The organism is Rhodococcus sp. IEGM 1409 (assembly GCF_030056735.1).
GTDB lineage: Bacteria > Actinomycetota > Actinomycetes > Mycobacteriales > Mycobacteriaceae > Rhodococcus_F.
This window is the reverse complement of sequence record NZ_JASHKN010000010.1, coordinates 14122-40316: the sequence shown is the minus strand read 5'-3', so window position 1 is coordinate 40316 and position 26195 is coordinate 14122. Positions and strand designations below refer to the sequence as shown.

The 26195-nt window shown below is 63.7% G+C and carries 17 protein-coding genes and 1 pseudogene; 1 reads left to right on the top strand and 17 read right to left on the bottom strand.

The genetic code is table 11. The annotated features are described in order from the left end of the window. The first annotated feature begins 57 nt into the window (after positions 1–57). On the top strand, positions 58–969 hold the full coding sequence (locus tag QM716_RS23135) for a LysR family transcriptional regulator (RefSeq protein WP_283306476.1): 912 nt from the start codon (positions 58–60) through the stop codon (positions 967–969). Here QM716_RS23135 and QM716_RS23130 read toward each other — a convergent pair. The 17 genes and pseudogenes from QM716_RS23130 to QM716_RS23050 all read right to left on the bottom strand — a co-directional run. Then, the gene (locus tag QM716_RS23130; protein WP_283306475.1) at positions 966–2507 is read right to left on the bottom strand and encodes an acyl-CoA carboxylase subunit beta; all 1542 of its coding nucleotides are present in this window, start codon (positions 2505–2507) and stop codon (positions 966–968) included. The genes QM716_RS23135 and QM716_RS23130 overlap by 4 nt on opposite strands. Then, the gene (gene pks13 / locus QM716_RS23125) at positions 2504–7438 is read right to left on the bottom strand and encodes a polyketide synthase Pks13 (RefSeq protein WP_283306474.1); all 4935 of its coding nucleotides are present in this window, start codon (positions 7436–7438) and stop codon (positions 2504–2506) included. The genes QM716_RS23130 and pks13 overlap by 4 nt, the downstream gene beginning before the upstream one ends. A gap of 37 nt (positions 7439–7475) precedes the next feature. After that, the gene (gene fadD32 / locus QM716_RS23120) at positions 7476–9365 is read right to left on the bottom strand and encodes a long-chain-fatty-acid--AMP ligase FadD32 (RefSeq protein ID WP_283306473.1); all 1890 of its coding nucleotides are present in this window, start codon (positions 9363–9365) and stop codon (positions 7476–7478) included. A 182-nt stretch (positions 9366–9547) separates the two neighbouring features. Beyond that, on the bottom strand, positions 9548–10543 hold the full coding sequence (locus QM716_RS23115) for an LLM class F420-dependent oxidoreductase (RefSeq protein WP_283306471.1): 996 nt from the start codon (positions 10541–10543) through the stop codon (positions 9548–9550). 205 nt (positions 10544–10748) lie between these two features. Further along, on the bottom strand, positions 10749–11702 hold the full coding sequence (locus QM716_RS23110) for a cutinase family protein (RefSeq protein WP_283306470.1): 954 nt from the start codon (positions 11700–11702) through the stop codon (positions 10749–10751). Positions 11703–11711: 9 nt separating this feature from the next. Next, positions 11712–12263 (bottom strand): DUF732 domain-containing protein, encoded by a 552-nt coding sequence (locus QM716_RS23105; RefSeq protein WP_283306468.1) that lies wholly within the window; start codon positions 12261–12263, stop codon positions 11712–11714. 106 nt (positions 12264–12369) lie between these two features. Continuing rightward, positions 12370–14253: an alpha/beta hydrolase-fold protein gene (locus QM716_RS23100; RefSeq protein WP_283306466.1), complete on the bottom strand. Its 1884-nt coding sequence runs from the start codon at positions 14251–14253 to the stop codon at positions 12370–12372. 252 nt (positions 14254–14505) lie between these two features. Beyond that, positions 14506–15516 (bottom strand): alpha/beta hydrolase, encoded by a 1011-nt coding sequence (locus tag QM716_RS23095; RefSeq protein WP_283306465.1) that lies wholly within the window; start codon positions 15514–15516, stop codon positions 14506–14508. Positions 15517–15847: 331 nt separating this feature from the next. Then, positions 15848–17767, bottom strand: coding sequence for an arabinofuranosyltransferase AftB family protein (locus QM716_RS23090; protein WP_283306464.1), 1920 nt, complete (start codon positions 17765–17767; stop codon positions 15848–15850). Continuing rightward, complete coding sequence (locus QM716_RS23085; RefSeq protein WP_283306463.1) at positions 17745–18650, bottom strand: decaprenyl-phosphate phosphoribosyltransferase; 906 nt, start codon at positions 18648–18650, stop codon at positions 17745–17747. Before QM716_RS23085 ends, QM716_RS23090 begins: the two co-directional genes overlap by 23 nt. After that, positions 18647–19180 (bottom strand): phosphatase PAP2 family protein, encoded by a 534-nt coding sequence (locus QM716_RS23080; protein ID WP_283306462.1) that lies wholly within the window; start codon positions 19178–19180, stop codon positions 18647–18649. The genes QM716_RS23085 and QM716_RS23080 overlap by 4 nt, the downstream gene beginning before the upstream one ends. Continuing rightward, the gene (locus QM716_RS23075; RefSeq protein WP_283306461.1) at positions 19161–21074 is read right to left on the bottom strand and encodes a glycosyltransferase; all 1914 of its coding nucleotides are present in this window, start codon (positions 21072–21074) and stop codon (positions 19161–19163) included. The genes QM716_RS23080 and QM716_RS23075 overlap by 20 nt, the downstream gene beginning before the upstream one ends. Then, a complete protein-coding gene (glf, locus tag QM716_RS23070; RefSeq protein WP_283306460.1) occupies positions 21071–22285 on the bottom strand; it encodes a UDP-galactopyranose mutase in 1215 nt (404 codons plus the stop codon). The genes QM716_RS23075 and glf overlap by 4 nt, the downstream gene beginning before the upstream one ends. Before the next feature lie 69 nt (positions 22286–22354). Beyond that, a complete protein-coding gene (locus QM716_RS23065) occupies positions 22355–23278 on the bottom strand; it encodes an MBL fold metallo-hydrolase (RefSeq protein WP_283306459.1) in 924 nt (307 codons plus the stop codon). Between the two features lie 112 nt (positions 23279–23390). Continuing rightward, the gene (locus QM716_RS23060; RefSeq protein ID WP_283306458.1) at positions 23391–24542 is read right to left on the bottom strand and encodes an acyl-CoA dehydrogenase family protein; all 1152 of its coding nucleotides are present in this window, start codon (positions 24540–24542) and stop codon (positions 23391–23393) included. A gap of 3 nt (positions 24543–24545) precedes the next feature. Beyond that, entirely contained in the window at positions 24546–25727 is a 1182-nt protein-coding gene (locus QM716_RS23055) for a thiolase family protein (protein ID WP_007731825.1), read from the bottom strand. Positions 25728–25817: 90 nt separating this feature from the next. Continuing rightward, positions 25818–26195 (bottom strand): annotated as a pseudogene (locus QM716_RS23050) (amino acid transporter); the annotation flags it as partial.

The following is a 26195-nucleotide window of genomic DNA, read 5'->3' as shown; positions in this document are numbered from 1 at the left end:
CGCTAACTATTCAGCACAAGCAAATGTTCAGACCGTGTATTCAGTAGTATTTCTACCGTGTTGAACCTCGAGAGACTCCGCGCCCTGCACGCTGTCGCCGAGAACGGATCAGTGGCGGCAGCCGCCCGCACCTTGCATGTCACACCCTCCGGAATTTCGCAGCAGTTGAACAAACTCGAGCGCGAGGTCGGTGTTCCACTCCTCGAACCGCAGGGCCGCGGTGTGCGACTCACCGAAGCCGGCCGGATCCTCGCGCGCCGAACCGCAGAGGTTCTCTCGACGCTCGCTCAGGCCGAGGCGGAAATCGCGTCGCTGCAGAGCGAGGTGACGGGCCGCGTGCGCATCGGCGCCCTGGTCTCGCCCAGCAGGACGGTTCTGCCGCGAGCCATCGCCGAGATCAGGCTCGCGCACCCCCAGCTCGAAATCACCTTCAAAGAAGGCGAATCCGAAGAACTGCTCCCCGCACTGATTCGCCGCGACCTCGACGTCGTGGTGGTCGACAGCTGGAGCACTCTGCCCGTAGAACTTCCCGACGGACTCTCCTTCACGCCCGTGTACGACGACGTGGCGCTGCTCGCTCTCCCCGCGTCACATCCGCTGGCGGAGAACAAGGTCGTCGCGCTCAGCGAGCTGTCCGAGCATGCCTGGGCGACGTGGACGCGGGGAACGGATTTTCACACCTTCACCGTCAGGACCCTGCGCGCGCAGGGATTCGACCCTCGAATCGAGTACGAGGTCGCAGAGTTTCCCACCCAGGTCGAATTCGTCGCCCAGGGCCTCGCCGTCGCTTTGATCCCGCGCCTGGCGAGAGTTGCACCACCGGAAGGTGTTCGAATGCTCGACACGGTTCCGCCGTTGAGCCGAGACATCTACCTCGCCTGGCGAACCGACAGCGAAAGGCCGGCCGTCCTGGCGGCGATAGAAGCACTACGCCGCCAGTTCGACGCCCTCGGTGACAAAAAGAATTAGAGCGGCAGCAAGTTGTGCTTGCGCGGGTTCTTGAAGATCGTCTTGTCCTTGAGCAACTTCAGAGCTTTGCGGATTTCGAGACGCGTCTGCGAAGGCTCGATCACCGCGTCGATGTATCCGCGCTCAGCCGCGATGTACGGGGTCGCGACGAACTCGTTGTAGAAGTTGATCAACTGAGCACGCACCGCGGGTGCGTTCTCGCCCGCCTCGGCGAGCTGACGACGTCCCATGATGTTGACGGCACCCTCGGCGCCCATCACGGCGATCCGTGCCGTCGGCCACGCGAGGTTGATGTCGGCACCGAGCTGCTTGCAGCCCATGACGGCATAGCCGCCGCCGTACGCCTTACGAACCACCACAGTCACCTTCGGCACAGTGGCTTCGATGTACGAGAACAGGAAACGCCCGCCGCGCTTGATGACGCCGACCTTTTCCTGATCGACGCCGGGAAGGAAGCCAGGTGTGTCGACGACAAAGACGAGCGGGATGTTGAAAGCGTCGCACAGGCGCACAAAGTGGGCGGCCTTGTCGGAGCTGTCCGCGTCGAGGGCGCCACTGAGGTACGTGGGCTGGTTGGCCACGACACCGACGGGCAGGCCGTCGACGCGGGAGAACCCGGTGATCACGTTGTGCGCGACCTGGGCTCCGATTTCGTGGAAGGTGCCGTCGTCGAAGATCCGCAGAATGATGTCGTGCATGTCGTAGCCGGCATTGTCGGCATCCGGCATGAACGCATTGAGTTCGAGATCCGACTCGGTGATCTCGGGCTCGAGACCCGGGTTGATCAACGGAGCCTTCTCCTGGCACGAGGACGGCATGAAGCTCAGGTACTCACGCACCCAGTCGAAAGCCGCCTTCTCGTCGGGAGCGACGTGATGAATGTTTCCGTACTCCGCCTGCTTGCGTGCTCCGCCAAGGTCCTCGAGGCTGACCTCTTCGCCGGTGACCGACTTGATGACGTCGGGCCCGGTGACGAACATGTACGACTCTTCGGTCGCAACCACGACGTCGGTGTTGATCGGGGCGTACACGGCGCCGCCGGCGCACTTACCGAGGATGACCGAGATCTGCGGGCACACGCCGGACAAGGGTTCCTGACGTGAACCCATGTTGGCGTACCAGGCCAACGAGGAAACAGCGTCCTGAATGCGAGCTCCACCGGAATCGTTGATACCGACGACCGGGCAGCCCACCTTCAGCGCGAAATCGTTGACAGCTGCAACCTTACGACCGAACATCTCTCCGGCGGCACCGCCGAACACTGTCTGATCGTGCGCGAACACGGCAACCGGACGCCCGTCGACGGTTCCGTGACCGGTCATGACGCCGTCGCTGTACGGGTTGTCCTCGCCCGCCATCTTCACCAGGGCGCCGATCTCGATGAAGCTACCGGGATCGAGCAACATGTCGATGCGCTGGCGCGGCGTACTGTGCCCTGCTGCATCGCGCTTGGCAATGGCCCGAGCCGAGCCGGGTTCCTTTGCCTTCTCCAACTTTTCGCGGAGTTCAGCGAGCTTCTCCGCGGTGGTTGTCGTCACTTCTGAACTCCGGTTTCCGACGCTTTGGTCTGGGCTGTCTCGATCTGGGCCAGCTTTGTGGTGAGGTCCGCCGCGACCTTCGCGATGTACGGCTCGTCGACGATCTGCAGGTGATCCCCGCCGATGTAGACGACCTCGAGGTTCTTCACGTAGTCACCCCAACCACCGTCTGCCTTGCGGGTCTTGAATGCAGGCTCGAGCGTCATCAGCTCGTCGTGGTACTTGTCGGCCATGTAGAGCACGACGTCTCCGTCGTAACTGCTGAACGCGGCAGTCTGGATGGCGCGGTTGTCCAACCACGACGTCCGCTGATGCTCGATGATGCCGCCGGGAATCTTGGCGCCGCTCATCTTGATCATGTCCATCAAGATCTGGATCTGATCCTCGTCGGCTTCGGTGGAGGCCAGAACGTCAAGCGGCAGCGGAACATCCAGGTTGTAGGTGCGCTTGGCGAACTTGCCGTAGCGCTCCCAACGCTTGCGTCGTTCCTCCTCGGTGTCCGGCACGACCACTCCGGCCATCACGGTGTCGAGAAGTCCGACCACACGCACGTCGGCGCCCTGCTCACGCAGCAACTTCGCGACCGCATACGACATCACGCCGCCGAACGACCAACCGCACAGCACGTACGGCCCGTCACCCTGGATCTCACGAAGCAGCGGAACGTAGGCAGCAGCGCGGGTTTCGATCGAGCCCTCGATCCGCTCGAACCCGTACATCGGCGTGCCGGCAGGCAGTCGCTTGAGCAAAGGCTCGTACGTCACCGTCGAACCACCGGCAGCGTGGAAGACGAATACCGGTACGGCCGTGGAGCCTTCGGGACGGGCACGCAGAGTACGAACGAGTCCGTCGATCTTGCCGTCGTCCTCGAGGTACTGGCGAACGACGTCCGCAAGCTCTTCGATGGTGGTGGAATCGAGAACGTCGTCGAGAGTGATCTCGCCGCCCGCACGCTCGGAAAGCCGAGCAGCAAGCTTCTCGGCGACCTCGTCACCGACGATCGGCAGATCGTTGAAGATGCCCTTGGCTGACTTCCCGGTGACGACGGCCCACGTCGCAAACGTCAAGCGCTCGGCCGCATCTCGCGGCGGTACGTCGGAGCCGGCGTCGTCGGCAGTTCCGGCACGCGAAGGATCGGCGGGCGCGGCAGCCGGCACGACGGGAGCAGTGGCAGGTAGTTCCACCGCCACCTCGGCGGGAGCAACGTCCTCGTCGTCAGCAGCATCGGCCGCCAACTTCTCCGCAGCCTGCTTGTCGGCCATCGCCTGAACCTCTTCGCGATTGTCGATCGCGTAACGCAGGTACTTGTTGACCTCGTCCAGGCTCGCGTCCTTGACTGCCTGGAGCTGGAGCTGCGGAATGTCGAACTCGTACTCGACGCGGTTCTTGATACGCATCGCCATGAGCGAGTCGAGACCCAGTTCGATGAGCGGAACCTCGGCCGGAAGGTCCTCCGGCGAGTACCCCATCGACTCGGCCACGACGATCTTGAGGCGGTCGTCGAGGCTCTGCGAACCGTTCGGATCCCACTTCTCTCCGGCGTCTTCGACGACCTCGGCCAGCGTTTCCATCGGCGCGCTGGTCTTGACCGGCGCGCTGACGACCAGCTCGGGCAGCGGCTCACCGGACGTGACGACGGCGTCGAACAGCAAACGGAACGTAGCGCCCTCACGAGCGTGCACCTGCACCGACGCGCCGCCTGGATGCGGGTTGAGTGTCGTGGTCAGGGTCGCAGCACCGGCCAGTTCACCGTGCGGAACAGCGGCGGTCAGAGAGACATCCGAAAGCACCTGTGCGGCAGCAGCGCTCACGAGCACCGCCAGGTCGGTGACGGCGGATGCGTCGACCTCCCACACGTGGCGGCCGTCGGGCAGGGCAACGTGCGAACCGGGAACGCGAGCCGAACCACCGGCACTGACGCGAATGTCGAGCCAGTACGGCTTACGCACGAACGCGGTACGCGGAACCGAAGCAAAATCGCCTGCGGGAAGCAGAGATTCGAGGTTCACTGCATGACCGTGCACGTACAGCTGCGCGAGAGCGGCAAGTACACCCTCCGACTCGTCTTCCTTACGCTTGAGCGTCTGGATGAGCTCCATGTCGTGCAGACCCGAATCGAAAGCGGTAGCCGCCACCGACATCAGCGTCACCGGATTGGGTGCAAGCTCGACAAAAGTGGTGTGGCCGTGGGCAACTGCACCGCGCACCGCATTGGTGAAGTACACGCTGTGGCGAAGACCCTTGACCCAGTACGCCTCTTGATGGATCGGCTCGTGACCGGGACGGTAGAAGGTGTCCTTGTCCACGGACGAGTAGACGCCGAGCTTCAACGTGCTCGACTCGATACCGGCCAACTCCGCGGCAAGTTCGCCGAGCAACGGATCTACCTGCGAAGTATGGCTGGCGCCCTTGGTCTGCAGGACACGCGCCATCTTGCCGTCGGCCTCGGCGGCAGCGACGATCGCCTCGATGTCCGGCTGCGGTCCACCGATCACCGTGTGCGTCGGAGCTGCATAAACGCAGACCTCGAGCTTGGGGTACGTGGGCAGCAGCGCCTCGATCTCGGATGCGCTGTACTCGAGCAATGCCATCAGACGGATGTCGTCACCGACAAGTGCGCCCTCGGCCTCACCCATCAGCCGTGAACGTGAACAGATCACGCGGACAGCGTCTTCCAGATTCAGACCGCCGGAAACGTATGCGGCAGCGGCCTCACCCATCGAGTGCGGAACCACAGCTTCGGCGTCGGCGCCGTGGTGGCGCAGCAACGCAGCCAGACCGACCTGGATGGTGAAGATTCCCACCTGTGCGGTCTCGACGTTGTACTCGATCGAATCGTCGAGGAACATCTCGACCATCGAATAACCGGCCTCGTCCTGGATCAGCGCGTCGACCTCGTCGACGGCTGCCTTGAAGGCCGCGTTCTCCGTGTAAAGCTGCTTGGCCATCTTGCGGTGCTGCGAGCCGAAGCCCGAGAACACCCACACCGCACCCTTGGGCGAAGGTGAGTCGGCCGAGAAGACGCCCTGAGCCGGCTTGCCCGCGGCGACAGCGCGCAGCGAGCTGATGGCCTCGGACCGCGTCTTCGCCACAACAGCGGCGCGCGAACGTCCGTGATTGCGACGCGCGAGTGTGCGGGCGACGTCGGCGAGGGGCGTCTTGCTTCCCTCTTCGGTTTCGAGCCAGTCGGCCAGATCGGCTGCGGCGCGGCGACGACGCGACGGCAGAGAACCCGACACGGCGAGAACAACGGTGGTGTCCTCGAGCGCCGGAGACTCGACGACCGGCACCGGTTCTACCGTCTCGGCAGGCACGTATTCCTTGACCACGACGTGCGCGTTGGTTCCGCCGAAACCGAAACCGGAAACACCGGCGACGGCCTTACCGGTGTAACGCGGCCAGTCGGTGGCCTCGGGCGTCACCTGCAGGTGCGCCTTCTCGAAGTCGATGTGCGGGTTGGGGCCCAGGTAGTTGATCGTTGCGGGAATCTTGTTTTCCTGCATCGCCAGAACGACTTTGATCAGGCCGGCTGCGCCTGCAGCTGCTTCCAGGTGCCCGAAGTTGGTCTTCGCGCTACCGAGCAATGCCGGCTTGTCGTCGTCGCGGCCACGACCGACGACCCGGCTGAGAGCGTCGGCCTCGATGGGATCGCCGAGATCGGTACCCGTTCCGTGGGCCTCGATGTAGTCGACGGTGGTCGGCACGATGCCGGCGTCGCGGTACGCGAAACGCAACACGTCGGCCTGGGCGTCCGGGTTGGGCGCGAGCAGACCGTTGGAACGGCCGTCCTGGTTGATCGCGGATCCGGCGATCACCGCGAGGATGGAATCGCCGTCACGCTCGGCGTCTTCGAGGCGCTTGAGGACAACGAGTCCGCCACCCTCGCTGCGAACGATTCCCTGAGCATGTGCGGAGAAGGCACGCAATTTGCCGTCGGGAGCAAGCATTCCGGTCTGATCGAAACCGAGCGTTCCGGGAGGGGCCAGCAGCATGTTGACGCCACCGGCCAGCGCGATGCTGGAATCACCGCTGCGCAGCGAGCGCACAGCCTCGTGAACGGCAACCAGCGAAGACGAGCACGCGGTGTCCAGAGCGATGGACGGACCACGGAAGTCGAAGAAGTACGAGACCCGGTTCGCAACGATGGCCGTCGACGTTCCGGTCAGCGCGTACGGGTGCGCCGTCGTCGGATCGCTGACCGCGAGCAGCTGGTAGTCGTTGGCGGAACTGCCGATGAAAACACCGACTTGCTTGCCCTTGAGCCCACTGGCCGGAATGCGAGCGTGCTCGAGTGCTTCCCACGCGAGTTCGAGAGCGAGGCGCTGCTGCGGATCGACATTGACGACCTCGAGCGGAGACATCGCGAAGAACTCGGCGTCGAAGCCCTTGACGTCGTCGAGGTACCCGCCCTTGGTGTTGGCGTTCTCGACCGCGGCCTTGATGGCGGGGTCGGACATGAACTCTGCCCAGCGGTCCTCGGGGAGGTCGCTGATGCCGTCGCGTCCGGCCGCCAGCATTTCCCACATGTCCGAAGGCGTGTGCCCGGCACCGGGGAATCGTGTCGAAAGTCCGACGATGGCGATGTCGTGGGCGTCCGTCGTGCCGCCTGAGACGTAGTACGACGCGTCGACGGTCTCCTCCGGCGCCTCGGGCTCACCTTCGATGATCCGAGTCGCGAGCGAAGCGATGGTGGGGTGTTGATAGACGATCGTGGCGGTCAGCGTGACACCGAGCAGATCCTCGATGTCGCCGCTCAGCGCAACTGCGTCGCGCGAGGCGAGTCCGAACTCGTCCAGCGGGCGGTCGTCCACAATCGTCGACACCGGCTGACCGGTCGCGTCGGCGATCCAGTTACGAAGCCACTCACGCAGCTGCGCGACACTCATCTCGCTCACAACGTCTTTGCCCTGCGCACCATCTTGTTCAACCATCAACTCACCAAGCCACCGATCATGAAGGGACTGCTCCTCAAACGCTATCGGGGAATGCGGTCTGCTGATAGCCGCCTCGCAACGTTCCCTCGATATAGCTCGCTTTACACGCGCGGCGAGCGATCTTGCCGCTGGACGTTCGCGGAATCGAACCGGCAGGGACGAGCAGGATGTCTCGGGCCGTGACGCCGTGACGGGAAGAAATCGCCGCACGCACGGTGTCCGCGATCGGCTGCGGATCCGCCTTGCCTGCGCCGGGAGCGCGCTCGGCCACGATGACCAACTGCTCCGAGGAATCGTCGTCGTCGAACTTCAGACCCGAATGCGTGTTGGAGAACACGACAGAAGGCAACTGGTTGGCCGGTACGGCAAACGCAGCGATGAATCCGGGACGCAGAGCGGGGCTGGCTTCCTGAGCCGAAGACTCGAGGTCCTGCGGGTAGTGATTGCGGCCGTCGACGATCACGAGGTCCTTGACGCGGCCGGTGATGTACAGCTCGCCGTCGACGTAGACGCCGAAGTCGCCGGTACGCATCCAGTTGGCATCCGCCGGTGTGCCCTCGGTGTGGCTGTCTTCGCTCAACCGATTGTCCAGCTTGTTGTGGAAGGTCTCAGCCGTCTCGTCGGGGCGTCCCCAGTAGCCGATGCCGATGTTCTCGCCGTGCAACCAGATCTCGCCGACGTGACTGTCGGGGACCTCGGTCAGCGTCTCGGGATCGACGATCGCCGCCCACTGACTGCGCGAGACGTACCCACAGGAGACCTGCGCGATCGCGTTCTCGGAGTACTGGTCGACGATGACCATGCGGCCCCTGTTGAGTTCCGTGCGGTCGACGTAGATGACCTTGGCCTCGTCGGAATGCTTGGTCGAGGAGACGAAGAGCGTCGCTTCGGCCATGCCGTACGACGGCTTGATCGCAGTCTTGGGCAGCCCGTACGGAGCAAAAGCCTCGTTGAACTTGCGCATCGACGACGTCGTGACCGGCTCACTGCCGTTGATCAGACCGATGACGTTGCTCAGGTCGAGGGTCTCTCCGTCCTTCGGCAGACCGCGCGCGGCAGCATGCTCGAACGCGAAGTTGGGAGCAGCAGCAAAGGTGCCGGCGCCGTCGGAAACCGCAGCCAGTTCCTTGATCCACCGGTACGGGCGCTGCACGAAAGCGCGCGGGCTCATGATGGTGATGTACTTGCCGCCCAGGGCAGGCAGGATGACCGTCAGCAGGCCCATGTCGTGGAACAGTGGCAGCCAGGTGACGCCGCGTGAGTCCTCGTTGAGCTCGATGGAGTCGACCATCTGGAGCGCATTCGTTCCGACAGCACGGTGGGTGATCTCCACACCGGCGGGAACTCGGGTCGAACCGGAGGTGTACTGCAGGTAAGCGATGTCGTCGAGCTCGATGTCGGGGCGAACCCACGTTTCACCGACTGTGTCGGGAATCGCGTCGACGGCAATGATGCGCGGACGCTCGGCAGCGGGAAGCGAGCGGAACAACTGACGAACACCGGCCGCCGACGAAGCGGCAGTCAGAATCGCGGTCGGCTTGCAGTCACCGAGAACAGCGTGGAGACGGTCGCTGTGACCGGGCTCGTCCGGATCGAAGAGCGGCACCGCGATGGAGCCGGCCTGGATGGCCGCGAAGAACGAGATGACGTAGTCGAGCCCCTGCGGAGCAAGAATCGCAACGCGGTCGCCACGCCCCGTGACCTGCTGCAGACGGGCTGCAACAGCCCGCAGACGCACACCGAACTGCTCCCAGGTCAGCTCCAGGGCTTCACCGTCACGCTCGCGCGAGTAATCGATGTATCGATACGCGAGCTCGTCCGCGTTGACACGCGAGTGTTGCTCGACGTAGTCGACCAGCGTGAAGCCTGGTTGCAGGCGGATCTGGCCCTTCTCGTCGAGAAAGCCATCGAACAGCGCGTTCATTCCATCTCCTCCGAAGCGATCACACAAGCACTGCCTTTCATGCCTGCGCCCCAGACTTCCTTCGCTCTCTCGGGTCCATCTTCGATCAATCGAACCGCACTTTGTGCGCAACTCACCTGAATCACTTCATCGATCCCAAACCATCGACATGTTACAGATTCGCATCATCCGTATTCTCCGGCCTACTCGCCCGCCAGTAACGGGATGATCGGGGCGAACGCTTCCATCTGCGTCGGGAAGACCCCGACGTACGACATCGACGTCTTCTCGCGGACCAGTCGAATCTGGTCTGCGATTTCCTCGAAAGTGCCCACAGCCAGGTAGGGAGAGTTCAACAGCTCCTCCACGCTCAGCTTACGATCCACTTCGATGTTCGGCGGAAAACCGTGGTCCAGAGCGGCGATTGCCATCTCGGCAGCCTGCTCTCGATCGTCGGTGATCATGATCATGGTGATGGTCCAGTTGAGCTCGATCTCATCGAAACGCTCGCCGGCAGCTTCGCGGATCCGCTCGACACGTTCGATGGTCTTTTCCATCGTGATTCCGGAGAGCAGAAGTCGCCCGTCACGGTTGGTCGGTGTGGCGACCGAGATGATGTCCGCGTACTTCGCCGCGAGAGCAAGCATCTTCGGTCCGCCGCCGCCCACGATGATCGGCGGCCGCGGGCCCTGCCGCGGTCGTGGACTGCCCTTGAGGCCGCGCACCTGATAGTGCTTGCCTTCGAAAGTGCATTCCTGTCCGCGTAGGAGAACGTCGAGAATCTGCAACGACTCCTCGAGCTTCTCGATGCGAACGCCCGGGCTTTCGTAGGCGATACCGCCCTTGTCGAACTCTTCCTTCATCCAGCCTGCACCGATACCGAGTTCGAGTCGACCGCCGGACAGTACGTCGATGGTCGCCGCGTCCTTCGCCAGCACAGCGGGATGACGGAAGCCGTTGGCCAACACGGCGGTGCCGAGACGAATCTTGTCCGTGGCCACGGCGAGCGCTCCGAGAGCCGCGATCGGGCCGACCTGATTACCCAGGTGGTCCGGAATCATGAACGAGTCGTAACCGAGTTCCTCGGCCTTCTGCGCAAGCTTGACGAAGCGACGCGCACCACCCTCTTCGGCGTTGCCCTCGCCACCGGCCGCAAACCGGAATTTGCGTAGGGCATCGCTGCCGTGGGTGGAACTCATATATCGATCTCCTGTGATGGACACGCACGTCGTACTCGAACTACAAACTCGAACAAACCGAACCTACTCGCCAGTCACTTACGTGAGAGCACTGTAGAGGACGCCCCCGGACCGTGCAGCACTCTACCGGGACCAAAGGAGCAGATTACCCGGGACAGAACTCCCGAGACGCCCGATTGTGACGAATCAACTGCGCGGCGGCGTCTCAACTGTGAGGCGGCGTCGGCGCGGCGTCGATCTTCTCCGCAGCCCACTGTGCCATCCACTGGGTGGCCGTCGTGCCGTTCGGATCGACCTGGAAGGAGTTGTACATCGCGTGCACAGGATTGTTGTAGTACTCGAGCAGTCGCGGCGCCGAACTCAACCAGTTAGTCGGATTGAGAGCAGCGGCCGGAGCGTCGCAAATACCGTCGCTGGGCGCGCAGATCTGATAGGTTCGGCCGTTGAGATCACCGAATCCGCCAGGCCTCGGGCCGGTCATCGTGAGACCGGGAAGCTTCAGCCCGTTCAGCGACAGCTCGGCGCCGACACCGGCAATGCTCGGGCCAACGGTGTTCCCGAACGCCGGATCGCGCCGACCATCGGCGATCAGGCCGACGCCCAGAACCAGATCGGCAGGCACAGCGCCGGTGCCGTCGCCGATACTCGCTGCGACGTCACCCGCGATCACCGCACCCTGGGAAAATCCGGTCAGGACGTAGCTCGTGAGCGGGCACTCGGCGTGCCGCTTCGTCAGAAAGTCGTTGGTGGCAGCAGTTCCCGCGGCCCGACTGTTGTTGTAGGACTGCTGTCCGTCCGGCGGGATCGCAACCGGATTCGAAAACTGTGCGACATACGGAACGGTGTAGACGTCTGCCCGTGAAGTATCGAACTTCTCCTGCAGAGGACGGGTCACGTTCAGCATCAACGACGCCGGATTGGCCGTCGGGTTGTACGGGTCGTCGGTAGCGCTCGACTCCCACGTACCCGGTATGGCTACTACCTGGACATCGGGGCAGCTGGCCGGCTGAGACACCGGCGGCTCCGGGCTCGGCGGGATCGGAGTCGGCGAAGGCACCCGCCCGGCCAGGATGTACCAACCGCCGATCACGACCGCTGCGACCACAAGAATGATCAGCAGCGGGATCAGGCACCCACGACGCTTTCCAGACCTCGCCATTTCCCGCGCCTACTTGCAGTAGGTGGCGTTGGCGACGTCGATGTAGATCTGAGCGTTCGCACCTGCCTGATCGGGAGTGATCTGCTTACCTTCCGCCGACGCTTCCTGGCCGACGAAGGCGGTCACGAATGTCAGGACCTCGTCGTCGGTCTGAGGACCGGCAGCGCAGATGTAATTGGCCGTGTTGACGGCGATGCTTCCGTCGCCGGCCGGGGTGATGCCCTTCGCCTTCAGTCCGTCGAGGAACTTCTGTGCCTCAGGGCTGACCTCGACGACTGTGGGACCCGGAAAGCCTTCGATGCTCTGTGGCTGCTCCGGCGGCGCGGTGGCCGCGGCTCCCGGACTGGTGGGGGTAGCCGAAGCCGTCGTGGTCGCAGAGGCGGACGCAGACGCCGATCCGCTCGAGGACGAAGCCGCAGCGGACGTCGTGGTGACCGGATTGGAGGTTGCAGTGGAGTCGTCACTACCGCACGCGACAAGTGCGCCACCGGTGACGAGCGCCAGGGCGCCGACCGCGATCGCGCGTGCACAAGTGTTTCGGTTACCCGAGAAAAGCGACATCAATGTCCGTCCTTGCCTTCAGTCGAAAGTCCATCAACAGGTTACGCAACGCACGCGGGCGGGCACCGATCCGTGATCGGGCCCGCCCGTCGTGCACCACTGTGAGTTAGTGAACTTCTGTCTTGTCACCGATCACCGTGATGTAGCCGAACTGGAAGTTCTGCTGGACACCACCGGGAATGTCGAATTTGTCACTGATCGGGAATCCGAGTCGTCCACCCTCGTAGCCGACGCTCTTCCAACCGTCGAAGAGCGGGCCGTTCTCGACGGACCAAGCACCGGTGCCGGGGCTCCAGTAGATGTTGCCGCCCTCGAACTCGGTGAAGCGTCCGTTGTCCTTGACGGGGACCTCGTTCGACTTCGGGAATCCGAGCCAGCCGTTTTCCCAGCCGAGTTCGCCGTACTTGCCCATGATCATTCCGAGAACCGCGTGAGTTCCGTTGGCGCTGCTGTACATCGCGCCGATCTCGAATCCCTGGACCTTGCCTGGCTTACCGGGGGTCGCGATCTCGTCGGCGGTCGGGTAGCCGAGCGGGCCACCTTCCCATCCCTGTGCGGACCACTCGGCGAGGATGTCGCCGCTGACGGGGTGAGCGCCGGTCTGCTGGGTCCAGTAGATGGAGCCGTTCTGGAAGTGGTTGAAGCGTCCGCGCCCGTCGGGCGTACCGAGTTCGGGAGTACGCGGGAAGCCGAGCGGGCCGGCCGCTGCTCCGGTGTTCATGTACGCGCCGGCGATACGACCGGCGACGGGCTGAGCGCCGGTTCCACTGGTGAAGTAGATGCGACCGTTGCGGAAGTCCTGTGCCAGGCCACCCCCGACGCTGTACTCGGGGGTGATGCAGTCGCCGATCCAACCGTTGGCTGCAGCCGTCGCACCGATCTCGCCCGATGTGCCGCAAGCCGGCTTCTCGACCTCGACGCCGATGGCGCCCGCCAACTGCGGCCACAGCTGATGAAGCTCGAATTGCCAGTACGGCCACGAGTGGGTACCGGACGGGCGGTAGTTGACCTGCGCGGGGATTCCCAGCTGGTTCAGCTTGGTCGCGAAGGTCTGCGAGGTCAGGCGAGCGAGGATCTCGAGGCCCATGCCTGCGTAGTTGGTGCTCACGCCGGGAATTCCCGACGGCTGGTCGTAGGGACCGGTCGTACCGCTACCGCTGGAGACGTACAGGCTGACGCCCTTGAGCTTCTCGGCGAGCGCGTACGGATCGTGTGCAGCCCATTGTGCGTTGGACGGCGGTCCCCACATCGCGGCGGAGTTGTATCCACCGGCGTCGGTCATCGCGAACTGGATTGCCTGAGGCATGCCGAGCGAAGTGGTGGTGAGGATGCCGGACAGCGACGCGGCGAACTTGAAGAAGCCGGGGTTGCGCGCCGTGAGGAACATCGCGGACGTTCCGCCCATCGACAGTCCGACGACTCCGCGCGTCTGCGTGGTCCGCCAGTCCTTTTCGAGAATGGAGGGCAGTTCCTTGGTCAGGAACGTCTCCCACTGGTAGTTCTTGCCGTTGTCGGGCTGGAGCCAGTCGGAGTAGAAGCTGGATTGACCGCCGACGGGAAGAATGACGTTGACGTTCTTGTCGGCGTAGAAGGATTCTGCGTCGGTTTCGTAGGTCCAGGCGTTCTCGTTGTCGGTCGCGCGAAGACCGTCGAGCATCCAGACCGAGGGGAAGCTGGCCGACGGATTGACGTTCCAATCGCGGGCCAAGAGGATCTGCACCTGAATCGGGGTGCCCATCGCGGGAGAGTTCACCCACAACGCGACGCGACGCTCACTGAGCCAGTCGACCTTCGTGACCGCTGCTCCGGTGGGGTTCTGGGTCACGGCCGGTGCGGCCTGAGCAGGTGCCGGCGCCGCTCCCGCGGTTCCGGCGGTCGTCAAGCCCGCGGCGATCGGCAGGACCAGCATCGCTGCCAGTGCGCCGACGACCTTTGTCCGGAAGGTTGCCCGGGACCGGCGACGGTCCTCCCTGGCAAGGCCTACTCGCATGAGCTCACTCTCTTTCCTTACGTTCGGTCCGCGCGTCGATCGTGGAGCCGCCTGAGCAGCCAGACCCCCGTTGAAACTATTTCTACACGCAAACGATCCCCGCTTGGGGTAGCCGCGCTGTTACTGGTGGTGCAATTGTTACTGACATCCGGCGCTCGTGCAGCACCTGAATACACAAGTGCCGTCCCGGTTCTCCTTCGAGGAGTCCGGAACGGCACTGGTGAAGTGACTAGGTCACGGGATCGCGCACGATCACCAAGCGTTCATGGTGTCGAGGATCTGGCCGCGAGCCTTCCACAGCTCTGCCGACCAGTACGGCCACGAGTGCGTGCCGTTGGACGGGAAGCTGTAGGTGGCCGGGATACCCAGCGAGTTCATGCGGATCTGGAATGCACGGGTGTTGACCAGGGCGAGAGCTTCGAGGCCCATGCCGTTAGCCGTGTTGTAGTAGTCGATCGGTGCGCGCGGCTGGTCGTATTCACCGGGCAGGCCGCTTGCCGACGAGATGTACATCGACAGGCCCTGCAGACGCGGTGCGAAGACGAACGGGTCGTTGCGCAGCCAGGACGGGCTCCACGGCGGTCCCCACATGGAGTCGACGTTGAAGCGACCGGCATCGAGCATTGCGACGCGGATTGCCTCGCGCATGCCGGGAGCCGAGATGTTCAGGTAGCCCGACAGCGAGCCGGCGAACTTGAACTGGTCACGGTGGTAAGCAGCCAGCGTCAGAGCAGCGCTGCCACCCATCGAGAGGCCGAGAACCGCGTTGTTGGTGGGCGAAACGCCGTAGTTCGCGAGGAAGTTGGGCAGTTCCTGCGTGAGGAACGTTTCCCACTTGTACGTGATCTGCTGGCCGTTGAAGTTCGACGGTGCATACCAGTCGCTGTAGAAGCTGGACTCGCCACCGACGGGCATCACGAGGGTGATGTTGTCGTTGCGGTACTGATCCATCGCATTGGTCTCGAAGCTCCACGCGTTGGCGTCGTTACGCGCACGCAGGCCGTCGAGGAGGTAGAGGGCAGCGTTTCCGCCGCGAGCGGCCCACTGGACCTGGACCTTGATGTTGCCCATCGAGGAGGGCACCCACAGCTCTTCGTATCCGCCCGACTGGACGGTGCGGCTGGGAGCAGTGTGCGCGGGCGCAGCAGAGGCGACAGCACTACCGGCAACACCTGCAGCAAGGGGAAGCACAAGTGCTGCGGCACCGATGGCCAACGCTCGGTGCTTGAGGCGCTGGGTCAGCCTCTTTCTGGCAAAACGCATGGATACTGCTCTCTCTCTTCGTCTGCGGCACCCACTCGGTGAGTGGTTCCGGCGGATTCCGTCGGGGAACAGGCTTTTCTGCCAGCCTGAACAAGTTCAGGTCGGCAGCGGACCTCTTCCAAGTCACACTGCGCTCGCTGGACTTTATGTCACAGGTTCAGCTGTGACAAATAGACAGACCGTTACGTCCCAGTCCGCGAGCGACACCGTCGTCACCCCTTGGGGGGCGATTCAGGTTAGGTGAATCGTCTTCGAGTACATCGTGGCCAATCGATTCGGTGTTACTGAATCGAAATATTGAAACCTTCAACCGCTGGTGATGCTGATCACATCACTTGAGTGGCTCTGGTGGCACGAGCCCGCAGCGTTCCAATTCGTAGGCCGGAACCCGGTCGAATCGGTACTTCGCGAAGTCGAATGCCTGCTGGAAGTTCTGTTTGAATCTGGCCCAGGTCAGCTCGGAGCGGTACGACGTCAGCAACTCCTGCGTTTCCGGGCAGGTGATGGCCAGCTTTGCGTCCGCAACCCAGTCCTCGTCGAGGAAGAACGGCAGCCACGGGCGAACGTCGATCATTCCCGTGTCCGCGACCACCCAGTCCGGATAGAGATTCTTGTCGTGCCCGATCCGGCCGTCCTCCAGTCGCTCGGTGTGAGCTGCCAGCGGGTACGCCAACCCCATCTGATCAAGCACCCGGACGTCGAGGCCGACGTTCATGCTCGTCATACCGAGGTTGAGGAAGAAGACGACGTGCTCGGCCGGCTCTTCGAGCGGTCCGGGCGGTGGGACGACAAACCAGGAGTCGTAGCTCGCCGACGGCAGCAGCAGCCCACCCTCCGGGGTCCGTGCGATGGTCTCGACCATGGCACGCATCCGTGGATAGTCGAGGTAGTCCTCGGCGAGGATCGGATGCTTGTGACCGGTGTTGAGTGCGTAGAACGCGCGCTCGTCGACGATTCCCGAGCGACCCACCACGGAGCCTTCCGGCATACCCGTCGTGTTGGCTGCGAAGAAAGCCCAGATGATCGTGCCGATCCACAGCACAGCCGAGACACCGAAGATGGCGGTGTCGCGGTTACTGCCGAACGCTGACCGGGCAGGAACCCGCAACGGAATGACCGCGACAGGGATGAGCAGGCAGAACAGCACCGGCAACAGGACGCGGCCGTGCATGAAGTCGCCGCCGACGCGCAGCGAGTAGATCCCGAGGATCAGCCCACTGCCGAGAATGAAGGTGACAATCGCCCGCGGCGTGCGCAGGAACTGCTGAAAGCGCTGCCACAGCGGGCGTGCTGGTTGATCGGTGGCGGTGGCTGGTGTGTCCGCTCGGCTTCGCCAGAAGAGCAGCAGTGCACCGATGAGAAGGAACAGCAGCGGCAGCCAGAGCAGGTATGGCCCGACGAGGTTCCACAGGTATGCAAAACCCTGTGCCCACTTCGCGCCACCGGCGTCCTTCGACACCGCGGTGTTCGGGTACGGCAGGGCGTAGTAGCCCATTCGCCAGATCTGGTAGCCCACCGGGACAAGTCCGGCGACGACCACGATCAGGGCGCGAATCTTCCAGGTCAGCCCTGCGGAGAGAACGATCATCATCAACGCGGCGGCACCGGGAATCGCCATCTCGGGTCGAACCAGGGGTCCGAGGCCGGCCACGAACGAGAGAGTCAGGATTGACGCTGTAGACGGCGTCGACGCCTGCGCCCACCGAACGAGCAGTAGCCACAGGAGCGCGATCCAGAAGATCACCAGGCACGTTTCGAGCCCGGAAGTGGCGAAATCTCGTGCAGGCGGAACCGCGATGTAGACGAGAACACCTGCCGGAACCAGCAGGATCGTTCCTCCCGCCGACGGCCGCACGCCACGGTACAGACGACCGGTACCGAGCATCGCCAACACGACAGCCGCAGTGGAGAGGACCAGGGCTATCGTCAGGACGACGTATTCGAGGCGGATCTGCGTGAGCCAGCTGAACGCGTAGACGATGTACGTCCAGGCGGTACTCGTGTTCGCCTCGACACGCTCACCCGCATTGAAGACCGGGCCGTTTCCCGCCAGCAGATTGCGGACGGTTCGCAAGACGATGAGTCCGTCGTCGGCAATCCAGCGACGCTCCCACGCACCCCAGAACATGAGGGCAGCAGCAAGCACCACCCCGCCGAGAAAAACTCCTCGACTGAGGGTGGTGCGATTCGCCGCAGTGTCGACGTGCGGGTCGGCCTCGGTGCGTGGCTCAGACGAGGTAGACAGCGACACCCACTACTCCGATCCACGCAATCGCGAGGAGTTGCAGCACCCGGTCACCGAGCGCGATCTCCTCAGGCTCTCCGGCTTCGCCGCCGTCGACGTCCACCGCGTATCGCAGCACCGCGATGGTGAACGGCACCATCGAGATCGCGTACCAGTTGGTGCCCTTGATGGCGTCCTGTTGGAACGCCCACAGTCCGTAGCAGAGGACCAGCGTCGTCGCTGCCATCGTCCACACGAAACGCAGGTACGTCATCGTGTAGCTCTCGAGGGACTTACGGATCTTCGCGCCGGTCTTCTCGGCCAGCTGCAGTTCCGCGTAGCGCTTGCCTGCGGCCATGAAGAGCGAACCGAACGCCATCATCAGCAGGAACCACTGCGAGAGATCGATCTCGGCGGCAACGCCACCGGCGATCGCCCGAAGCAGGAAGCCCGACGAGACGATGCAGATGTCGATGACTGCCTGATGCTTCAGACCGAAGCAGTACGCGAGCTGGATGACGATGTACACGCCCATGACCACGGCGAGTTGCCAGTTGGCCAGGAAGGACAGTCCGATCGCAGCGGCCAGCAGTACGACTGCCATGCCGTAGGCGATGTTGACGGGCAGAACTCCGGCCGCGATGGGACGGAATCGCTTCGTGGGGTGCGCACGGTCGGCTTCGACGTCCATCGCGTCGTTGACGAGGTAGATGCCCGATGCCGCCATGCAGAACACGACGAACGCCAGCGCGACGGGCAGGAGCACGTCGCCTTCGGTGGCGGTTCCGGCCGCGATGGGCGCTGCCAGCACAAGGACGTTCTTGACCCACTGACGTGGGCGAAGCGCCTTGACGATGCCGGCGGGCAGGGACTTCGGGGGTCCGCTGACCGTAGCCGGTTCCTCGCTCATTTATCTCCACATTTCTGTTCGGCTCTGGCTTCTTCGACCCGGCGAACTACCGCCGCGGATGCGGCTCCCAGTGCCGCTCCGGCGAGTACGTCGGTCGGGTAGTGAACTCCCAGGACCAGACGCGAGAGCATCATCGGGGGCACCAGCAACGCCGGTAAGGGTAGCCCGGTGAGTCGACCGATCAGCACAGCCGCTGCCGTCGTCGACGTCGCGTGTGATGACGGGAAGCTGAGCTTGCTCGGCGTCGAGACGTTGACCTGCACCGACGGATCGGACGGTCGCTTGCGCCGGACAACTCGTTTGATCACCACGGAGGCGGCGTGTGCGCCGAACGCTCCGACGGCTGCTCCGGCCCATTCGCGTCGGCGCGGCTTGTCCACGGCGGCTCCGACGGCTGCGATCGCGATCCATCCGAGGGAGTGCTCACCGAAGTGCGACATGCCGCGGGCGACCTGAACTGCTCCGGGCAGCTGCCCGACGGTCGATTGAATCCCGGCCAGAATCCGTACTTCAGGAGATACCGAAGACACGTTCCCACCTTTCCGTGCTGGTCAGTGAAGGAACGGCGTCCTGGTACTGCTTCTTGAGCTCGGGGAAACGGGCGGCGAGTTCGCGGCGCAACCGTGTGGCTTCCTTGAGCAGTTCGAGTGCAAGCTTCGGGTTTCGCTTGCGGTAGACGACGCCGCGACCGTCAGCCGTGGTGACGGTGACACCGTCGACCTGTGAGAGCAGGAACCAACGCGCGTCGATGGTCGGCACGTTGAGCTGAGGCCGCTCGAGGTGTTCGGGCTTGGCCGGCTTCACGTTGTGCACTCCGGCCCTGAGGACCCGGGTGATCTTCGCGACGGTCGACAGCGGCAGGCTCACGTCTCCGACGTCGGCACCGGAGGGCAGCGGCAACGCAGTCGACGACGGCAGTACGACGGCGTCGGAGAATTCCTTGCGCTGGGCGTGGACCTCACCGAGTGCTGTCGGCAGCATGTTCGCGACGTGCTCGGGTCCGGCGAGGAAATCTGCGATTGCCTTGTTCTGGATCGCGACGGTGGAGTACTCGAGGCACAGCAGGTGCTTGAGGGTTGCTTTCACCGTGTTGACGACGAGACCGCGGCCGTTGCCCGGCATGTGGAGCGCAGCCACCACCAGACGGTTACGGAGGTGGAAGTACGCCTGCCAGTCGATGGCGTCGTCCTTGTCGCTCCACGCCATGTGCCAGATCGCGGCACCGGGCAACGTGACGGTCGGGTATCCGGCTTTCTTTGCGCGCAAACCGTATTCGCAGTCGTCCCACTTGATGAAGAGCGGGAGAGGCTGCTTGAGCTCTTCGGCGACCTGGCGCGGGATCATGCACATCCACCAGCCGTTGAAGTCGACGTCGATGCGGCGGTGCAGGAGTTTCGATTCGCGCAGCGGCTTCTTCGAGAAGTCGTGGTCGTATTCGACGTTCGGTGCCGCGGTCCACATGAAGATGCCGCGGTTGACCACTTCACCCATCACGTGGAGGTGGCTTCGTTCCTGCAGGTTGAGCATCTGCCCACCCACCAGCATCGGCGACTTCGCGAAACGCGAGAACGAAAGCGCACGCAGAATCGAGTCCGGTTCGATCTCGATGTCGTCGTCCATGAACAGAATGTGCTGGCACTGGGTGGTCTTGAGTGCCTCGTACATGATTCGGCTGTATCCGCCCGAACCACCGAGGTTGCCCTGATCGTGAATGGCGAGCCGATCACCTAGCGCTGCAGCGGCTTCGGTGAATCCGGGTTCGTCGCGCACCTTGCGGGTGCCCTGATCCGGCATGATGACGGCCTTGATCACACCTGACACCAGAGGATCGGAGGTCAGTGCGGCGAGCGCCTTGACCGCGTCGGTCGGACGGTTGAACGTCGGAATGCCAACGGCGACAGTCGCTTCGCCGGGAGCCTCGACGGGCGCGTACCAGCCACCACTCTCGACGACCACGGCCGTATCGGTGGTTATGTCGAACCAGATCCAGCCACCGTCCTCGAACGGCGCCAGTTCCACCTCGAACTCGACCGCAGCATCGCCGTCGGCAAATTCCTTGCCTTCCACGTGAATTCGCGAGGAATCCGCCTTGGAACGGTAGATGTCGACGCGGCCGTGGCCGGACAGTTCCAGACGCAGGACCACCGATTTCAGGATGGACCAGCGCCGCCAGTAGCTGGCGGGGAACGCGTTGAAGTAGGTGGCGAACGAGACCTCGGTCTCGGCGCCGAGCGCTACCGACGTGCGCGAGGTGGAGTGCGCCCGCCGGCTGTTGGACCAGGACTCTTCCAAGTACAACGTGCGGACGTCGAGCGGCTCACCGGCGCGGGGCAGGATGATCCGCTGAAGCAGGGACTTACCGAGGTAGGTCACCTCGTCGCCGGTGACGGCGTCTTCGCCTTCGAGTAGATGACGTGCGTTCATTCGCTCTCCCCTGCCAATTCCGCACCCGATTCGAGATGCGGGCGCAGGGTGTTCTCGAACATGGTCAGCGCGCTGGCGATCGCCATGTGCATGTCCAGGTACTGGTAAGTGCCGAGACGTCCACCGAAGAGAACCTTGTTCTCCGCGGTCTCCTTCTTGGCGCGTGAGCGGTACGCGGAGAGCTTCTCGCGATCCTCGGGAGTGTTGATCGGGTAGTACGGCTCGTCCGTCGACTCCGCGGCACGTGAGAACTCACGCATGATGACGGTCTTGTCGGTCGGGTACTGGCGTTCCGGGTGGAAGTGACGGAACTCGTGGATGCGGGTGAACGGGACGTCCGCGTCGTTGTAGTTCATGACGGGGGTGCCCTGGAAGTCTCCGGTGGGCAGAACCTCGGTCTCGAAATCGAGGGTGCGCCATCCCAGCGAACCTTCGGAGTAGTCGAAGTAGCGGTCGAGCGGGCCCGTGTAGATGACAGGTGCGTCGGGGCTGGCGGTGCGCAGTTCGTCGCGGACGTCGAAGTAATCGGTGTCGAGGCGGATCTCGATCTTCGGATCCTTTGCCATGTTCTCGAGCCACGCCGTGTAGCCGTCGACTGGCAGACCCTCGTACGTGTCGTTGAAGTAGCGGTTGTCGAAGTTGTAGCGGACCGGCAGGCGGCTGATGTTCGCCGCGGGCAGCTCGGTGGGGTCGGTCTGCCACTGCTTTGCGGTGTAGTCACGCACGAACGCTTCGTAGAGCGGGCGTCCGATCAGCGAGATCGCCTTCTCTTCGAGGTTGGAGGCATCCTTCGAGTCGATCTCGCTGGACTGCTCGGCGATCAGCGCGCGCGCTTCTTCGGGCGTGAAGTACCGACCGAAGAACTGCGACACGAGGCCGAGTCCCATCGGGAACTGGTACGCCTGTCCCTTGTGCAGCGCGAAGACGCGGTGCTGGTAGTTCGTGAACTCCGTGAACTGGGTGACGTAGTCCCAGACCTTCTTGTTGGAGGTGTGGAACAGGTGGGCACCGTACTTGTGGACCTCGATGCCGGTCTCCGGCTCTGCCTCCGAGTATGCGTTCCCCCCCAGGTGGTGACGGCGATCCAGCACCAGCACACGCTTACCCAGTTGGGTAGCGGCACGCTCGGCGATGGTCAGCCCGAAGAATCCCGAACCGACGACGATCAGGTCGTACTGGGCACGGGCGGTCTCTGAATTTGCAGCGGTCACGATGAACCAGGGTATCGGACCTGTTCGCAAGCCGAGGGTTGGATGCGTCACCAGGGCCGATGCGGCAAGTCAGGACGCTGCGAGACCGATCAGACCCGCCGCACTCGGCACACCCCTCGTATCGAAACCGATGGTGATCGGTTCGTCGACCGGAAAGTGCGCGGGAAGTAGAAGGAGCCCCTCCGACGCGCAGCGTTCGAGAAGTACGCAGCGGGTGACCCTGGCGATGTCGGGGTCAGCGTCACCGCCCTGGCTGAGGTCCGGGTACAGAAACTGAATCGGATGGTGGATCACGTCGCCCGAGATGACGGCGCCACCGTCGGCGGTGCGAATCTCGATCACGATGTGACCCGGTGTGTGACCGGGCGCGCTGCGCACGACGACGCTGGTGCCTTCTGCCTCGGCCAGGACATGCCCGTCGTCGACTGCCGCCCACTTCGCCCCCTCCAGAACGGGACGGACGCTGTCCTCGAAGGTCTGCGCGAGATCCGAGACCACTCCTTCGTGTGGACCGTCGGCGGCGAGTTGTTCGAGCTCGGCCAGTTCGGTGCGGTCGAAAATGTAGGTCGCGAGGGGAAAGGTGGGCCGCCAGGTTTCGGCGTCGAGGTTGGTGTTCCAACCACAGTGGTCGGGGTGCAGATGTGTGCTGACCACCAGATCGACGTCGTCCACGGCGACGCCGGTGGCTGCAAAGCGTGAGAGGTAGTCGGTACCGAACATGTGATGCGGCAAGAGGTTCGGCCGGTGCTTGCTGTTGCCGTTGCCGGTGTCGACGACGATGGCCTTGCCGCCGATCTCCACCAGGTAGGTGTGGATGGCAAGTACGAGGTCACCGCTGCCCGCGTCGAAGAATTCCGGTGTCAGACGCGTCGACGCTTCCTCGAACTCCGTCTCACCCGCGTGCGGAAAAAGCTCTCGCGGCGGGAATGGCCAGTGCGCCAGTTCGGTCAGTTGGGTGACGCGTGCCGATCCGACGTCGATGGTGAAGCTCATCAGTGATTGCCTTCCGAACAGCTCGATACTGCCTCTAGGCACACACGAAGGGCACCCACCGAAAATGCTCGGTGGGTGCCCGGTCGGTGTCAATGGTTTTCGGTGCCGGTGATCAAAGACTCTTCGCGATGATGCCCTTCATCACTTCGTTGGCACCGGCGTAGATCTTCTGCACGCGGGAGTCCTCGTACATACGCGCGATCGGGTATTCACGCATGTAGCCGTATCCGCCGTAAAGCTGCACGCACCGGTCGACGACGGCGCATTGCTGCTCGGTGAGCCAGTACTTGACCATGGCGGCGTCGGCGCCGTCCAGCTCGCCGTTGAGGTGATCCTCGATGCAATTGTCGAGGAACACGCGGCAGGTGCGTGCGATCGTCTGGCACTCGGCCAGCTCGAAGGCGGTGTTCTGGAACTCGAAGAGACTGTGCCCGAACGCTTGACGCGCCTTTGTGTATGCGACGGTCTCCTCGACTGCACGCTCGATGGTGCCGATGGCCTGCGCGCCGATGATGAGGCGTTCCTGCACCAGTTGCGCCATCAGCTGACCGAAACCGAGACCCTCGGACTCGCCGAGGAGATTCGACACCGGAACGCGAACGTCGGTGAAGGACAGCTCGGACGTATCGGCGCCGTGCTGACCGACCTTGTCCAGCACGCGGCCGACGGCAAAGCCTTCGCAGTCACGAAGATCCACGATCAAGAGCGAGACTCCCTTGGCCCCGGCCTTGGGATCGGTCTTGACGGCGAGCACGATCATGTCGGCGCTGCCACCGTTGGTGATGAAGGTCTTCGACCCGTTCACGACGTAGTGGTCACCGTCGCGGATCGCGGAGGTGGTGATGGCCTTGAGGTCGGAACCTGTTCCGGGCTCGGTCATTCCGATGGCGCCTAGGATTTCGCCCGTCGCCATGCCAGGCAGCCAGGCCTTCTTCTGCTCTTCGTTGCCGTACTCGAGCACGTAGTGGGCGACGATGCCACTGTGCACCGAGTTTCCGAGCGCGTAGTCACCGCAGTAGCCCTGCGCCTCGAAGACAGCGAGATCGTGTGCGAAAGTTCCACCGCCCCCGCCGTATTCCTCGGGAATCGAGCAGCACAGCAGGCCGAGCTTGCCGGCTTCGAGCCACACGGATCGGTCGACGCGATGCTGAGCGTCCCACTGCTCACGCTTGGCGATCAGTTCACGATCGAAGAAACCGCGGGCCAGTTCGGCTACTGCGGTGATCTCGTCGTCGTGCCACGACGGCTTACGCTTGGTCGCCATGATTCATACTCGCTTCAGCAGGGCAGCGAGTGCCTGTCCGCCGCCGATGCACATGGTGACGATGCCGAATTCGAGGTCGCGACGGACCATGTCGCGGGCCGCGCGCAGGGTCAGGATGGCTCCGGTGGCTCCGACCGGGTGTCCGAGGGCGATGGCTCCGCCGTACGGGTTGGTCTTCTCCGGATCCAGGCCGCTGTCGCGGATGACGGCGATGGCCTGCGAAGCGAACGCCTCGTTGACCTCGGCGGTGCCGATGTCGGACGGCTTCAATCCTGTTTGCGCAAAGAGCTTTTCGAGGGCGAGCACGGGAGCGTAGCCCATCAGACCGGGCTCCATTGCTGCCGTCGTGACGGTTTCGAGCGTGACGAGTCCGGTGAGGCCGCGCTTGGCGGCCTCGGTGCCCGTCGCGAGGACGAGTGCGCCTGCGCCGTCGTTGATGCCCGACGCGTTACCGGCAGTGACGGATCCGCCCTCTTCGAAGGCGGGGCGCAGCTTGGCGAGGGTTTCGACGGTGGTTCCGGGCTTGGGGTGCTCGTCCTCGGTGACGGTGACCGAGCGTCGGCCACCGGTCTCGACGGGAGTGATTTCCTCGGCGAACGCTGCCTTCGCTGCGTCGGTAGCGGCGCGGCGCTGCGATTCGACGGCGAACTCGTCCTGCTGCTCGCGGCTGACGCCGTACTTGCGGGCGACGGCTTCGGCGGTGCGGCCCATGTGGGCTTTGCTGAACGGGTCGGTGAGCATGGCGACGGTGCCGTCGACGAGGCTGCGATCGCCGAGCTTGTAGCCGGAGCGGGCAGCGAAGTCGTAGAACGGCATGCGGGACATGCTCTCGTCGCCGCCGGCGAGCGTAATGGCAGCTGCGCCCCAACGCATCTGCATCGCCGCAGACCACACGGCCTGCAGGCCGCTGCCACAGAGGCGGTTGACGGTGTAGGCGGGGACGTTCTCGGGAAGCCCGGCGGCGATCCCCACGCGGCGTGCGTTGTAGGCGTCGGGGCCGACCTGGCCGATGCAGCCCATGACGACCTCGTCGATGTCTTCGGGTGCAACGCCGGCGCGGCTCAGCGCGGCTTTGGCTGCTGCGGCGCCCAGCTCGTGTGCGGGGACGTCCTTGAAGACGCCGCCGAAGCTACCGACGGGGGTCCTGGCCCCGTCGACAATGACGATCGGTTCGGGTGTGGTCATGATTGTCCCCATCTGCTGTGCTCACGTCGATTTCTTCGTCCGTGGCCGATACTAGGACATCGAAGTATCTCGCAGATGGGGACATTGGCGTCAGGGTGTGGGAGCGCCCTCGGCCGCCGGTACGACCTCGGCTTCGGTGTCTCCGGAGGCTTCGGTGTCTTTGTCGTTCCGGTAGCGGTAGAGCCCGATACCCACGAGGACCGCTGCGAGTCCCAGAGACACGAACATCTGACTGCGAGTCGAGTCCAGAGTGAGCATTCCGATGCAGAGCGCGATGATTGCGGCGATCGTGGCGTAGGTCAGGTACGGGAAGAACCACATCTTCAGCTCCAGCTCCTGGCCCGACGCTTCGAGCTTGCGGCGAGTGCGCAGCTGGGAGACCGAGATGACGAGCCAGACGAACAGCGCGATCGCACCGGAGGAGTTGACCAGGAACAGGAAGACCTTGTCCGGGGAGAGGTAGTTCAT

Bases quoted from the DNA above. Each gene is read 5' to 3' on its own strand.
- pks13 (WP_283306474.1), bottom strand. From the start codon at position 7,438: ATGGTTGAACAAGATGGTGCGCAGGGCAAAGACGTTGTGAGCGAGATG.
- fadD32 (WP_283306473.1), bottom strand. From the start codon at position 9,365: ATGAACGCGCTGTTCGATGGCTTTCTCGACGAGAAGGGCCAGATCCGC.
- QM716_RS23115 (WP_283306471.1), bottom strand. From the start codon at position 10,543: ATGAGTTCCACCCACGGCAGCGATGCCCTACGCAAATTCCGGTTTGCG.
- QM716_RS23110 (WP_283306470.1), bottom strand. From the start codon at position 11,702: ATGGCGAGGTCTGGAAAGCGTCGTGGGTGCCTGATCCCGCTGCTGATC.
- QM716_RS23105 (WP_283306468.1), bottom strand. From the start codon at position 12,263: ATGTCGCTTTTCTCGGGTAACCGAAACACTTGTGCACGCGCGATCGCG.
- QM716_RS23100 (WP_283306466.1), bottom strand. From the start codon at position 14,253: ATGCGAGTAGGCCTTGCCAGGGAGGACCGTCGCCGGTCCCGGGCAACC.
- QM716_RS23095 (WP_283306465.1), bottom strand. From the start codon at position 15,516: ATGCGTTTTGCCAGAAAGAGGCTGACCCAGCGCCTCAAGCACCGAGCG.
- QM716_RS23085 (WP_283306463.1), bottom strand. From the start codon at position 18,650: ATGAGCGAGGAACCGGCTACGGTCAGCGGACCCCCGAAGTCCCTGCCC.
- QM716_RS23075 (WP_283306461.1), bottom strand. From the start codon at position 21,074: ATGAACGCACGTCATCTACTCGAAGGCGAAGACGCCGTCACCGGCGAC.
- QM716_RS23065 (WP_283306459.1), bottom strand. From the start codon at position 23,278: ATGAGCTTCACCATCGACGTCGGATCGGCACGCGTCACCCAACTGACC.
- QM716_RS23060 (WP_283306458.1), bottom strand. From the start codon at position 24,542: ATGGCGACCAAGCGTAAGCCGTCGTGGCACGACGACGAGATCACCGCA.
- QM716_RS23055 (WP_007731825.1), bottom strand. From the start codon at position 25,727: ATGACCACACCCGAACCGATCGTCATTGTCGACGGGGCCAGGACCCCC.